The sequence below is a fragment of the Pseudoneobacillus rhizolycopersici genome, assembly GCF_054786815.1.
On sequence record NZ_JBTOOE010000012.1, the window covers coordinates 26,354 to 40,854 of the forward strand.

At 37.1% G+C, this 14,501-nt stretch carries 12 protein-coding genes; all 12 read left to right on the forward strand.

Features of this window, described 5'->3' with window-relative positions; all coding sequences use genetic code 11:
• Positions 1-246: 246 nt before the first annotated feature.
• The 12 genes from ACX9YW_RS13445 (at position 247) to ACX9YW_RS13500 (ending at position 14,107) form a co-directional block, all read left to right on the forward strand.
• Positions 247-999, forward strand: a complete 753-nt coding sequence (locus ACX9YW_RS13445) for a conserved phage C-terminal domain-containing protein (protein WP_460347176.1) — start codon at positions 247-249, stop codon at positions 997-999.
• Positions 992-1,318 (forward strand): replicative helicase loader/inhibitor, encoded by a 327-nt coding sequence (locus ACX9YW_RS13450; protein WP_460347178.1) that lies wholly within the window; start codon positions 992-994, stop codon positions 1,316-1,318. The genes ACX9YW_RS13445 and ACX9YW_RS13450 overlap by 8 nt, the downstream gene beginning before the upstream one ends.
• A 2-nt stretch (positions 1,319-1,320) precedes the next feature.
• On the forward strand, positions 1,321-2,619 hold the full coding sequence (locus tag ACX9YW_RS13455; RefSeq protein ID WP_460347180.1) for a replicative DNA helicase: 1,299 nt from the start codon (positions 1,321-1,323) through the stop codon (positions 2,617-2,619).
• Between the two features lie 370 nt (positions 2,620-2,989).
• Positions 2,990-4,759 carry a DUF262 domain-containing protein gene (locus ACX9YW_RS13460; RefSeq protein ID WP_460347182.1) on the forward strand — a complete coding sequence of 590 codons (1,770 nt, stop codon included), beginning with the start codon at positions 2,990-2,992 and terminating at the stop codon, positions 4,757-4,759.
• Positions 4,760-4,925: 166 nt separating this feature from the next.
• On the forward strand, positions 4,926-5,075 hold the full coding sequence (locus tag ACX9YW_RS13465) for a hypothetical protein (RefSeq protein ID WP_460347184.1): 150 nt from the start codon (positions 4,926-4,928) through the stop codon (positions 5,073-5,075).
• Between the two features lie 1,034 nt (positions 5,076-6,109).
• Positions 6,110-8,752 carry a class I SAM-dependent DNA methyltransferase gene (locus ACX9YW_RS13470; RefSeq protein WP_460347186.1) on the forward strand — a complete coding sequence of 881 codons (2,643 nt, stop codon included), beginning with the start codon at positions 6,110-6,112 and terminating at the stop codon, positions 8,750-8,752.
• 1,002 nt (positions 8,753-9,754) lie between these two features.
• Positions 9,755-10,192, forward strand: coding sequence for a YkvA family protein (locus ACX9YW_RS13475; RefSeq protein WP_460347188.1), 438 nt, complete (start codon positions 9,755-9,757; stop codon positions 10,190-10,192).
• A 175-nt stretch (positions 10,193-10,367) separates the two neighbouring features.
• Positions 10,368-12,131: an S-layer homology domain-containing protein gene (locus ACX9YW_RS13480; protein WP_460347189.1), complete on the forward strand. Its 1,764-nt coding sequence runs from the start codon at positions 10,368-10,370 to the stop codon at positions 12,129-12,131.
• A gap of 574 nt (positions 12,132-12,705) precedes the next feature.
• Positions 12,706-13,011, forward strand: coding sequence for a hypothetical protein (locus ACX9YW_RS13485; RefSeq protein WP_460347191.1), 306 nt, complete (start codon positions 12,706-12,708; stop codon positions 13,009-13,011).
• Positions 13,012-13,458, forward strand: coding sequence for a conserved phage C-terminal domain-containing protein (locus ACX9YW_RS13490; RefSeq protein ID WP_460347193.1), 447 nt, complete (start codon positions 13,012-13,014; stop codon positions 13,456-13,458). It abuts the gene before it with no gap.
• Complete coding sequence (locus ACX9YW_RS13495) at positions 13,451-13,747, forward strand: replicative helicase loader/inhibitor (RefSeq protein ID WP_460347195.1); 297 nt, start codon at positions 13,451-13,453, stop codon at positions 13,745-13,747. The genes ACX9YW_RS13490 and ACX9YW_RS13495 overlap by 8 nt, the downstream gene beginning before the upstream one ends.
• A 231-nt stretch (positions 13,748-13,978) precedes the next feature.
• A complete protein-coding gene (locus ACX9YW_RS13500) occupies positions 13,979-14,107 on the forward strand; it encodes a hypothetical protein (protein ID WP_460347197.1) in 129 nt (42 codons plus the stop codon).
• Positions 14,108-14,501 lie beyond the last annotated feature (394 nt).

A 14,501-nucleotide genomic window follows, 5' to 3' on the forward strand; every position in this document is an offset into this window, starting at 1 on the left:
ATCTCTGGTGTCACCAAAACTTTTGGTGTCTTCAGAGATTTTTTAATTTTTATGAGAAAATAGTTTCCAGTTATTAGGGTAATGGTGACAGGCACCAAAATTTTTAGAGATTTTTTTATTTTTCAAAAGTTCACCCTGTCCGTTTTGCCCTCTTCATTTGTATTTATAAGGTGAGAGGAGTGGACGGGTCGAGTCGACCATGCACCGATTCGTGGCTCTATCCGAAATAACAAGGAGGAAACAGAGATGAGTAAGCTATTAATCAGTGAGAGTCCGATTATGATTTTGCCGTCCTTGGCGGTGCGGATCGGGGTGAATGAAGCTGTTGTGATGCAGCAGGTTCATTATTGGTTGGTGAAAAGTTCGCATGTGAAGGAAGGGAGAACATGGATCTACAACACGTACAAGGATTGGCAGGAGCAGCTGCCGTTTTGGTCGGAGAGTACGATTAAGCGGGCCGTGAAGTCACTGGAGGAAAAGGGATTGTTAATGACCGCTAATTGGAATAAGGCCAAGCTTGATAATACAAAGTGGTACAGCATTGATTATCAGAAGTTAGCAACTTTTGAGAATGCAAACTCTCTGACGGCTGACCAGACCTCTGTTCAACCTGATTTGGCTAATCGGACAAACTGGAACGCTACAGAGTCCAATTTGACCACACCAATACCAGAGAATACTTCAGAGAATTCAACAGAGAAAAAGAATCCTGTGCCATTCGAGGAGATTATTGATTATTTGAATGCTAAAACCCAATCCAACTACAAAGCGAAATCCAAAAAAACGCAAGAGTTGATTGTCGCCCGTTGGAATGAAGGCTTTATGTTGGAGGATTTCAAGAAGGTGATTGATTTAAAAACGGAGGAGTGGCTAGATGATCCGTATTGGAACAAATTTTTACGACCGCAGACCTTATTCGGACCGAAGTTTGAAGCATATGTAAACCAAAAATCTCCAATTCAAATGTATCGTGATGAGGAGTTTGATCTCAATGACTAAACAGGAGACGTTTGATTTATTAAAATTGATCCACGAGTCGTATCCAAGTTTCCAAATTTCGCAAGCCATTATTGATGAATGGAGTAAAAAGTTTAAATATGCAAGCTTTGAAGGAATGAAGAAAAAGTTAGCGGAGATTGTGGCTGAAGCGAAGCTTCCTCCTCGGGCGGTTGATTTCATGCTCGTTCCCCCGGCAGGTACATATCCAACACCAGAGGAAACGAAGTCGTATCTCTATCTACCTTACAAGCCTGCCTCCGAAAGCAGCATAAGAGAATCGCGAAAAATCATCTCGAAAATTTTAGGGATTCTGAGATAAGTATGGAGGATTTTGGACTTTATCATTTAGAGGCGGAGCAAGCGGTCGTTGGGGCGATTTTTAAAGATGAATCATTGATAAAGGAGTGTACTATTGAGTCGGAGCATCTTTATTCTCGGAAGCTACGAAAATTGTTTATGGTGATGAAGGAGCTTGATCGAGATGGTAAACCGATTGATATCGTATCGGTTGTCGAAAGAGCTGGTTTAATGCTCTTGGATGAGATAGGTGGAGTTAGTTTTATTATGGAGGTTGCGAGAAGTTGTCCGACTACAGCTAACTTTTCTTACTATGAAGGCTTAGTGATGGAATATTTTCAAAAGCGTAAAACGGTCGAGGTTGCCAATCAAATTTTACAAGAAACTTGGACCAATGACATTTCCGATACGATTCAACGTGGGGTTAATAACCTGATGGCGATTGAAGCTGGAAGAGCAGGTGATGATGTCGGATTGATTCGTGATTCGCTGGTCGAGCTATACGATCAAACCGAGCGGGATGGCACGGTATTACCAGGAATCGCAACCGGCTTTGCCGATTTGGACCGTTTGCTGATGGAGGGGCTGAAGCCAAAGGATTTGGTCATTGTCGGTGCCAGACCAAGTGTGGGGAAATCAGCGTTTGCGGTGAACCTTGCGTTAAAGGCGGTCGAGACCGATGTGTGTATCATTTTTTCGTTAGAAATGCCCAAAGCCCAAATGGTTAAACGAGCAATTAGTTGTTTGGGTGGTATTCATAATTTTAAAATGGCTTACCCGAAGAGAGATTTCGATGAGAACGATTGGAAGAACTATTCGGCAGCTATGGGTGTCCTTTCGAAGGCGAACTTGCGCATTATTGATCAGTCGGGCTTAAAGTTAAATGAAATCTGGTCTAAGGTTCGCAAAATTAAACGGGAGTTTGGGGATGAAAAGAAGTTTCTGGTGATCATTGATTACCTTCAGTTGGTGCAGGGCGACCCCAAGCATAAGGGAAATCGCTACAATGAAATCAGCGAAGTGAGCCGGATGTTGAAGGAGATGGCCCGTCAGCTAGATGTCGCGGTCGTCGCTCTTTCTCAGCTTAGCCGAAACCTAGAAGGCAGGCAAAATAAACTACCATTGCTGTCCGACCTAAGAGAAAGCGGCCAAATTGAACAGGACGCCGATATTATTCTATTTCTCCACCGAGGTGACTATTACCCAGGTGGGGACGCGGTCGAAAAGGACACAATGGACATCGTTGTTGCCAAGCATCGACATGGGGCGCTTGGGACGGTGAAGCTTAAGTTTCGGAAAGAGATTGGGCGGTTTGTGGAGTAGGTGCATATCAATGGGACGGAGTGTTGATATAAACCCAATAATGAGGGAACCGGATTTGTCTGACGAAGATTTCGATTCTATTATTAGTATGCTTTAATATTTATCAATATGTTTGAAGGGTTTTGTTGTTCATATAGCGAAAAAAGTACTATAAAAAATTTCGTTACAAATGAGAACCTTTTTAGATGAGAGTTGGAGGAGGGGGCCAAATAGCAAAAGATCATTTATTTGGGGTGAAATATGCAGAGAATAATTTAAAGAATAACGAAAAAGCTACTGAAAGTTCGGTTATCAGGTATTAAACTGTCATATTGACTGAAGTGGGTAACGGATTGTAAATAATGACAAGGTACAGAACGGAGAATAGACAATGGCTACAACAATCGAAGTGAACAAACAGAGTGTCAAACAATTATTAGAAACAGGCAAAGTTAATAAATTCATTATCCCAGAGTATCAACGTCCATACGCATGGACTGACGAACAAATTCAAACGCTCTTTGAGGATTTAGCAGAATACACAAAAAATGATAATGAAAGTACTTATTTTCTCGGAACGATTGTTTCTTACGAGAATGAGAATGATGAACAGGAAATTATAGATGGCCAACAACGAATCACTTCTTTGTTTTTATTGCTTCGTGCACTTTACTCAAAACTTAATTCAATGACAGAAACAAAGGAAGTGAAAAATTTTAAGAGTCAAATTGAATCTGCATTATGGGAACAGGATGAATTAACTGCAGAGGTTAATTTCGAAAAAACGCTTATTGAATCAAGGGTGATGAGAGATGAAGGAAACGAAACTTTCGCCAAAATTCTGATCAGTGGTATGATTGAAGAAGGTTCTAAAGATAACTACTCGGTAAATTACAAATTATTCACTGAGCTAATAGAGAAATATGCTACTAGTGAGCCAGAGTTATTTTTCTGGTTCATCCGAAATGTTTTGAACAAAGCAATTTTATTGCCAATTACAGCAGATTCACAAGATACCGCATTAACTATCTTCTCAACTCTGAACGATAGAGGGTTAGCTTTATCCGATGCAGATATCTTTAAAGCAAAGATTTATAATCACTTGGATTCTGAAGGGAAAGCAGTATTTATTGAAAAATGGCAGCAACTTGATGAAGATGCTACAAATGCGAATGAAAGCATTCAAAAACTGTTCTATTATTATATGTTCTATTTGAGAGCATTAGAAAACGATAGAAATACAACAACACCAGGATTAAGGAAATACTATTCAAGGAATAATTTTGAGCAGTTATATAAGAACGACGTGATGAAAAATTTAAATACGGTGCTTAACCTATGGCTGGTGGTTAATAATCGTGTAGAAATCGAAGATGAAGACTGGTCTAAAAATATTGAAATTAAACAAGTGCTTGATGGTTTAACCTCGTACCCAAATGAATTTTGGAAGTATCCAGTGGTAATCTATTATCTTAAATATCATGATTCGCAGGATTTCGAGGGACTATTTTTGAAATTCCTTAAGAAATTACTTGCAATTTTGGCGGCAAGGTCTATTGTTACGCCAACTATTAATGCAGTAAAACGAGGAATCTTAAATTTAAACTCTGAAATTATTAAATCTTCTAGGCCAATATTTGACTTTGCTAAAGTAGATGAACAGGAATTAAAAGGAAAGGTCAGAGTGGCTCACCGTCATACAGTCCGTATGATATTAAAAATTCTTGCTTATCAAAGTCAGGATGAACTACTTCCTGATAAATGGGAAATAGAGCATATTCTCCCGCAAAAATGGCAGTCAAGTTATTTTCCAAGCAATTCCGATGAAGAAGTAAAAGAGTTAGTAGAACATATTGGAAATAAGATTCCGTTTGAAAAAAAGCTAAACATTATTGCAAGTAATGGATACTTTAAAAAGAAAAAAGATAGCTACAAGAAATCAAAAGTACAGTTATTACTTAACCTTTCTAACCAGCATAATGATTGGGGGCTAAATGAAATTCGAGAAAGAGACATACGAATCTCGGATGAGTTGTTAATACTACTAAATGAATGGGGACTAAATCAATCTGGAACCCCAGTTCAAGAAGGACAATCTCCAGTACCAACCCCTGAAGAATTAAAAATGATTGAAGAGTTTAAAAAGAAAGGTTTAATTTAAGAGAATAAGTTGAATTAACCTAATTGTAATAAAAAACATTCTTGGAAAAAGGGTTGCCTTCACGGGATAAATGTCCCTTTGTCCCATATATAGAACTGTAAAATCAAGTGTTAGCTACATTTTTACATGGTATAATTTCCCTGTAAATGTACAAGGGGTGAAAACAGTGGAATATAAAGGAAGAAGCGATGAGGATATTTTACGAGATGTACAGTCAGCAGGACAGAATTTTCTTGGAATGAGACTTGGAGATATGATTACCAGAATTGCTGAACTTAATGACAAAGGGTTAAAAACGAAATTGATTGAGGAATAATATAGAAACCAAGATGGTTACTTCGATAAGGATGTAACTGGAACAAGGGTAAGAGTTAACTCTGCCGTTCGAATCATCCGGTCTGGTAAAGCTGATTTTGCACTTAAGCAGTTACTGGATGCAGACAGCCGAGTGAGTAAATCGGGTTATAATAAAGCAAAGGAAACCATCGAGCAATTAAAAAATGGTATTTTGCTACTCCCTTTTTAATAATTAGATTTTTATTGAGCATCTACTTCGGTAGGTGCTTATTTCATTCCATTTTGAAGGAGGAATACTCATGAAAATACCAATTATCTTAAGGTTTAGGAAAGAGAGAGAAACCAACAAACTACTACACTGGGTCTGATTATACACATTTGATAGACACTTTGTATTCGGGTCGTGGGACCCATGTCCCCGTTAGCGGTAAACATAAAGTGGAGAGAAGCGACCGCCTACGACAAAATCCTCACACAAGCCTACACCGCTGTCGTTTACATGGCAGAAAATTCATTGACATGTTTGCCACTAGTAGTTGATCCAAAGAAAAAAAAAAGCTAGAGGAAGAGGAAGCTAAGAAATACAATCAACGGGAGTTAGTCCTTTGTTCAATTTGTTGTGCTCCTGTTCCTATTACTAATGGGAAGGGTTATTGTGTATATTGCGACGACTAAATATATGCTGACAGATTATGAAAGCAGGAGTTATACTTCACGAGGGACTGAGGGACAGGTCCATCGTCTCAACCATTGCTAATAAGTATTCACTGTCAATAAAAACTGTGACAAAGAGCCAGTCCTCAAGGACCCACAAAAAATGATGTTTTGGTACCTTCTGTGGAGAAGTTAGTATGAAGGAAATTGGAAAATGTTTTTTCCGTAGGACATAGGGGGGCAGTTCATTAATGGAATAAAATTAATATTTATTACCAAACCCACGAAAGGAAAATTAATGCAATTTTAAGGACGAAAATCCTGTTGAAAAATAAAATTCTAATCAAAATTTCCCACTCATAAGATAAAACAGACATAATATCTTTTTGGGGTGAGGGAATGGATCGACAAGATATTAAATTTGCTTTAACAAGTTTTTCATTAAGATGGAGTCATTACCAAGGGACCGAACGAGAGGAGGCACAAACATTTTGTAATGAATTCTTTTCTTGTTTTGGTCTAAACCGAAGAGAGGTTGGGGCTGTTTTTGAGCAAAAAATATATAGCGACAGCACTAGAGCGGACCTTGTTTGGCCAGATAAATTACTTATTGAGATGAAACGACCTTCAGAAAAAAAACTCTCAAAACATTATGATCAGGCTTATAATTATTGGCTCCGGTTAAATCCAAGTCCTAAATACGTTTTGTTAAGCAATTTTCATAGTATAGAGATTCATGACCCAAGACAACAATATGGGAAACCTCTAAAAACCATAGCAATTGATGAGCTAGAAAAGAATGTTGAATCTCTCTTATTTATGATAGATGGTGAACCGGTTTTTCCGGAAACGCAAATACAAGTTACCGTGAAGGCTGCTGACCATACGATTTGGGTATATAAATCCCTGTTGTCCCGATATTCCCCAGATGAGTCAAGACTTTTTATTTTACAGTGTGTTTTCGCAATGTTTGCAGAGGATATTTCGTTAATTCCCAGACAACATTTTACAAATGCCCTTAAAAATTGTATCCAGAAAAAAGAGCCTACGGGTGATGTGTTATTTTTACTTTTCCAACGCTTAAATGAAATTGATGAGCGTAAAAGAAGGGGGAGGGATATTCCATATATTAATGGGGGATTGTTTAAGGACGTGTTTGTTATAGATTTATTAGATTCAGAGATAAAAAGATTAATAGCTGCATGTGACCACGACTGGTCATATATCAGGCCAGAAATATTCGGCACCCTATTTCAATTTAGTTTGGCCGAGCAAGACAGATCAAAGTTAGGTGCATATTATACCTCGGAAATTGATATTCAAAAAATCGTACAACCAACAATTGTACAGCCGTGGCTTTCTATTATTGAAAGGATTAAATCGATTGAAGATTTAACTGATGCTAAGAGAAGGCTAAAAACCTATAAAATTTTAGATTTTGCATGTGGGTCTGGAAATTTCTTGTATGTGGCTTACAGAGAAATAAAAAAACTTGAAAGGCTAATTCATGATCGTGAAACAGAATTACTTGGCAGTAAAGTAACAAAGAAACCTAATGCGATTTTTCCTATCTCAAATGTATTTGGTATTGATATTGACGAATTTGCAGTAATGCTAGCAAGAGTAACATTATGGGTTGGCCAGCAACTAATTAATAAAGAGTTGAGTATAGAAGAACAAGACTTACCTTTACCAGATTTATCAACAATAAAATGTGGAGATTCTTTATTTATCGAATGGCCAAAAGACGTGGATGTATATATCGGTAACCCGCCTTTTTTAGGAGCAAAGAGAATGAGAGGGGCATTAGGGGATGATTATGTTGATAAACTAAATAAAAGATATAAGGATCATAATAAAAGGGCTGATTTATGTACATATTTTTTCAGAAAAGTCCATGATGAAATGAAACAACACGCTAGGGCCGGGCTAATTGGTACAAATACAATTAGGGAGAATCATAGTAGGAAAGCTAGCTTAGATTATATTCTAAATACTGATGGTAATATTCATAATGCATGGTCTTCTATGGTTTGGAACGGTGATGCTTCAGTTCATGTAAGTATAGTTAACTGGGAAAAAGGAATAAGCAATATTAATAAGGAATTGAATGGTAAATTTGTCCAAACGATATCGTCGAGTTTAACCTCCGAGATAAACGAAGGAACACCCAAAAAACAGAGATCCATATGGTCTGGTATGGGATTTCAAGGGGTTACACCACGTTCCACAGGTTTTATTATAGATTATGAAACTGCCGAAAAATTAATAGTGGATAATTCGAAAAATAAAGAGGTAATACGACCTTTTTTAACTGCTAGAGCTCTTCAGTCAAATCCACTAGTAAAATTCGATAAATATATAATAGACTTTAATAATATGCCTTTGGAAGAAGCGGAGGAATATATTGAACCATTAAAAATAATTAAAGCTAAAGTATTGCCAAGCAGAAAAAAATTACGCGATACTCCTGATAATTATCACTGCAAACTCTACTGGTGGCAATTTCATAAAAGCCGTCCTACTCTTCGAAAACACATCGCAAAATTAGAAAAATATATAGTAGTGGCTAGGCACTGCAAAGAACCTCACTTCACATTTGTTCCTAAAGATATCTTGCCTGATAATGGTGTTGTAGCAATTGCCTCAGATGATTTATGTACTTGTGGAATTTTAAACTCCAAGTTTCACAAAATCTGGGCTTGGATGCATGGTTCAACACTAAAAGGCGATTTACGGTACACACCAACCACTATATTAGAAACCTATCCATTTCCAGAAATAGAACCCGATTTAAAAAGTAAAATTTCCATGATAGCAGAAGATATAATCAACGAAAGAAACAGACTTATGGCACTTAAAGGAATAGGGTTAACAAAAATTTATAATCATGCTTACCCAACTTTGATAAACCTTCATAGTGAACTTGACAGGTTAGTCGGTGAAGCATATGGAATTCCAAAAAAGGCAACTCTAAGTGAGGGTGAAATAAAGGATTTTCTACTAAAATATTCCGTTGAAAAAGCAAATCAGGGGAATTAAGTTGTATGTTCTCTGTTACCTTTGATTGGAGAGTGGAGAAGGGACCAGGAGCGTCCCTAGTACAGTGTCCATCGTCCTGGAGAAAGAGCTATCCATTTGCAAAGGAGCCAAGTATCTTTCCACACATATCTCAGAATATGGCTACCGTCATAAGGTCCAATGTGACAGATCAGTCCACCTGAGTATTGCGGATAGAATGAGCCAGCAGTGCGTAATTTTGAGCCACTGATTGCGAACATCTGAGCCAGTAAGTGCGGTGAAGATAGCCACTGTTAGTAAAGCACAAAATATATTAACAGCCATTAGAACAGAGTTCGTTTCAATGGCTGTTTGTATTCTTTAATTGCTTATCAATAATCTCAATTTCCCCAATGAAAGCGTTGTCAGGTACATTTCATTGGCCCTAATGTTTGAGAGGATGGAAGTTAGTGGATAATAAAAGGCTGATCAGTTGTCCCCAATAAAAGTAGGATAAACTGAACAACCTATTACATCAGCTTTAAATGGAAATAGTTATGTTATGACTTTCCACGATTGCAATATCAGTCATACCTGGAATTGATTTTACAGGGAGAAGCCCAAATTAGATATGTTTTTTTCAATATTTTAGTCTCTCCATTCGAATTCCTAATAGTCATAATTGTAAAATAAAACATAATAATTCAATTATTTTCTATTATAACATATTTGTAATAGACCTTTATTACAAACAAACAAACATACATACATATAATCGAAGTAAGTTGAGAGTTGTGGAAGGCGCAAATGGTGGCTCTTTTATCCGCATCTACTATCTTAAAACTCCGCATAAGTAGCTCAATAAATCCGCAATCATCACCACCGTCCCTGGAACAGAGAACCTGTCCGCGTGGATCATCTTGCGGGTTCTTCTAAGGAAGATGCAAGGTGAAAAAATTATTTGAAAAATCCATTATTTAACAAGGGAATAATGAAAATAGTGTCGAAAATTATTATTAGATTAAATAGTATGGAGGCGAAATTATGGAGAAAGAAGATTTTTATCAAAGTTTTAGAAGAAGAATGCAAGAATGGAAGATAAGTGAAGATGGCAAGATTAACAAGTTTGCTGATATATTAATGTTTGGTCCGGATTTGTTCCATCTTTTATGTAAATTAACAGTTGATGAAAATGTTTCTGTAGCTGATAAAGCAAAGCTAGCAGCAGCAATAGCTTACTTTGTTTCTCCAGTCGACCTAATCCCTGAAGCGTTAACAGGGCCGGTAGGTTATGTGGATGATGTGGCAATAGCTGCCTATGTCTTAAATGGTATAATTAATAATTCTAGCCCTGAAATTGTTCAAAAACATTGGGCAGGTGATGAAGATGTTCTTAAGGTCATAAAGCAAATTTTAGAGGTAGCAGACAACATGGTTGGAACTGGACTGTGGAAAATTCTAAAAGGGAAATTCGGTTATTAAACTTTAATTTGTGAGTCAGGTACCTTCCGTGTTTTAAAATGTTGTCTCATTAGATCAATTAGGGACTTCTTTGCAGGTAAATGGCACATATAGGAAAATAATTACTGAAGTTTCCAAATCTCAAAGGTTAAATGTTATTATATTTAGTAGTTAATCCATTTGGTAGGAGGTTCAAATGAAAAAGAAAAGTATTTCTATTACACTTGTTTCGCTACTAGCCTTAACCGGCTTTTTTGTGACCAGCCCTACGAATATTTTCGGAAATGACACTAAAATAGTATTGGCAACTACCACCACTAAAGTAGGTGAGACAGTACCATTTTCTGATGTACCTCAATCATACTGGGCATACAAAGAAATACAATGGTTAAAGGAAAAGGGAATTGCTGAGCCTTTAAATGACGATCGTTATATGCCTGACATAGTTATGACTCGAGAAATGGCTGCTCGAATACTAGTAAAAGCAAAGGGTATATCGGTTAACGACCCCTCATTAAACTCTATATCTTATAGAGATATAGAATCAAACGATGAAAACTTAAAGTACATACAGGCAGCAACAAAAGATGGTATTTTCGGTGGATATGAAGATGGAACCTTTAAACCGAAAGAACCACTTACTCGTGCTCAAATGGCAACCGTTTTGGTAAAAGCGTTTGGGTTGCCAATTGTTAATTCTAGGTTTTCGATTTCAGATATGAAAACGAATCACTGGGCATATAAATATGTTCAAACCATTATTGCTTTCGGTATTATGCAAGGAAACAGTACGGAAAGTTCATCTGAATCTGAGGTAGATTTTAAACCTAGCGATTCTATTACACGCGCTCAAATGGCTGCTTTTGTTTATCACACTCTTAGCGTGTCGATTGATGATCTTTTATTTGACAGTATTAATAAAGATGACATCGATGAAGTCAGATTTTTATTAGAAATTGGTGCTAATCCCAATGGATATTTAAGAAATTATACTTTGTGGAAATATTTTCCCAATGCTAATTCCGGCGAAGTATCTATGTTGTATCCAGCCATAAATAACAAGAATTACGAAATGATTCAGTTATTAATTGACTATGGTGCAAATGTAAACGACAGAACCTATTTCAACCTTAGACCATTACAAATAGCAATTGATAGTGGAGAATATAAACTGGCTGAATTGCTTTTAAAAACTCATAAAGTTAATCCTGATGGACTTGGCAATTCAGATGGTAGATCCTATTTAGCGTATGCGATTACAAAAAAACAAACAAATATTGCCAAATTGTTAGTACAATATGGCTTCCCACCTTATAAAGATTTCAGTCCGCATAACATTTCAAATGATGACCCAGCATGGAAAGGTTATTCGAATCCCTACGAATATGCTGTAGGACTCAATCGGTCAGAGCTTGTAACTTATTTTCAATCATGGTCTTGGAAAAACGAATATCAAGACAAAAATGTAGACCTTAGTAAAATAAAATTACCCGAACGAGAATTCCAAACAGAAGACGAGGTTTTTAAATTCTTAAAAGAAAACTTTTCTTATTTGTACACGCCAGTTGGAAAAGCGGAGTTTACGTTTGCAGTGGTAGGGTCACATCGAGGTTCTGATTATTGGACATCGACTTGGTTCGATGGAAGTTTTTTCAGAGACATAGGAAAACAAAATCCAAATAAATATTATGATGCATCTACTAGAGAAGAGGTAAAACGTTTATTAAAAGAACATCAAGAAAAAATCGGGACCATCTTAAGCCAAATCAACAAAAATAGTAAAGTGTCTGGGAGATATTATTATCCTGCTCCAGGAGTAATAGTTCCATTTAGTGATATTAGTATTATCAAAAATGAAAATGAGCCAAAGGATCGGAATTATTTTAGCTGGAAAAACTATGATGAAAACTCTGCAGAATATTATTTTAGATGGTACCCGCTTGAGGATGATGAATTGTAGGAGATAAATAGTGGGTGGTTCCAATTAAAATGGTCAATGTACTAAATTAACGATAGAGTGTCCGCTACCATAGCCATCAAGTTAAGTAAATCAGTACCAAATTAATATAAAATGGCCTACCTTTCTACGAAAACGGTGGCCATTTTCTATTTATTTGTAAATCACGAAATCGCGAGTCAGGTGCCTCCCGAGGACAAATAACGAATTTGTCCACGGAGGGAGGACAGAAGGGGACCGTACTTGTTCCAAAGAGAAAATGTCTATCAAATGTATCACGTAACAATACTAATTTTGTTGCTCATAGCGTAAAGAAAGTCTCCTACTCCTTATTGCCAATTATAAGCCGATAGAATCTCTGGTTTCACCAAAACTATTGGTGACTCCAGGGATTTTTTGATTTTTATGAGAAAAAAGTTTCAGTTATTAAGGAATGGTTACAAGCACCAAAATTTTTAAAATTCACCCTGTCCGTTTTGCCATCCTCATTTGTATTTATAAGGTGAGAGGAGTGAACGGGTCGAGGCGACCAGCTCCGACTCGAAGCTCCATCACCATGAAAAGGGAGGAAAGAAGTATGAGTAAGCTATTAATCAGTGAGGGTCCGATTATCATTTTGCCGTCCTTGGCGGTGCGGATTGGGGTTAATGAAGCGGTTGTGTTGCAGCAGGTCCATTATTGGTTAGTGAAAAGTTCACATGTGAAGGAAGGGAGAACTTGGATTTACAACACGTACAAGGATTGGCAGGAGCAGCTGCCGTCTTGGTCAGAGAGTACGATTAAGCGGGTGGTGAAGTCACTGGAGGAAAAGGGATTGTTAATGACCGCCAATTGGAATAAGTTCAAGCTCGACAATACAAAGTGGTACAGCATTGATTATTAGATGCTATCAGCTTTTGAGGATGCAAGCTCCCTCACGGCTGACCCAATCTCTGTTCAACCTGATTTGGCTAATCGTACAAACTGGAACGCTACAGAGACCGATCTGACCACACCAATACCAGAGATTACTTCAGAGAATACAACAATGAAAAAGAATTCTGTGCCATTCGAGCAAATTATTGATTATTTGAATGCTAAAACCCAATCCAATTACAAAGCGAAATCGAAAAAAACGCAAGAGTTGATTGTCGCCCGTTGGAATGAAGGTTTTACGCTGGAAGATTTTAAAAAGGTAATTGATTTAAAAGCGGAGGAATGGCTGGATGATCCATATTGGAACAAATTCTTACGACCGCTGACGATATTTGGACCAAAGTTTGAGGCGTACGTGAACCAAAAATCACCGATCAAGATGTATCTTGATGAGGAGTTTGATCTCAATGACTAAACAGAAGACATTTGATTTATTAAAATTGATTCGTGAATCGTATCCAAGTTTTCAAATTACCCATTCCATTATTGATGAATGGAGTAAAAAGTTTAAACATGCAAGCTTAGAAGGGATGAGGAAAAGGTTAGGAGAGATTGTCGCTGATGCTAAACTTCCTCTTCAGGCGGTTGATTTCATGATCACTCTTCAAGAGGTAATAGGGGACAGTTTCGTGTCCCAGCACTTCAATACTATTTTTCTGACAGATGGGAAAAGGAACCTGTCCCCATGGATCTGGAAGAACTAGCACTAGAGATCCGTTTCATATAATAAAAAAAGAGATCCCGGAAGCGGTTCAAAGACGAGTATTGACCTGAGACCGCATCCAGGAAAACAAGGTCCGTAAAAGTCTGGAGAAGTTGAAAACAGAAAAAGACGAAAAGGACGAGGATCTAGTAGTCTTACAATCCGTTCCTAAATAAATTTAAGCAGTAGCAGGCGGACGAAATAAGGACGCTATTTCCAGGAAGAAAAAAACTTGATTTCAAGTAGTGCCTTTGAATATATAACCACAGCCCAAAAAGCCTATGCAGACACTATTTTCAAGGAATTCGATATCCTTCATGTTTACGGCAATTTAGAAGTAGAATTCAACAAATTGAAGTGAACGACAACCGTCGTAAATATGTTGATACTGTTTTTTTCATCGACTTTTTAAAGTTTCCTAGTTTATCTATAAATACAAATGACATAATAAAAATTACAAAACGACTAAAATAATCTATCGTTACAAATCTCAAATGATGTGAACTGTTACTAAACAAAACCCCTTCCAAGCAGTTTGGAAGGGGTTAAAATTCCTCTATAGAAGCTTCGTTTGAACAACCCAAATAATTAAAGCAATAATTACCTTGGCAGTTACTTCCGCCCAGAATCTCTTACTAATCATAGTACGTTTAATACGAGTGAAGAATGGTTTCATTTTATTTTACCCTCCGAGTTTATTTTCGGCGTGATGGGTAAGGGAAAACAGTTCTTCTCTTTTTAATTTAATTTTTATT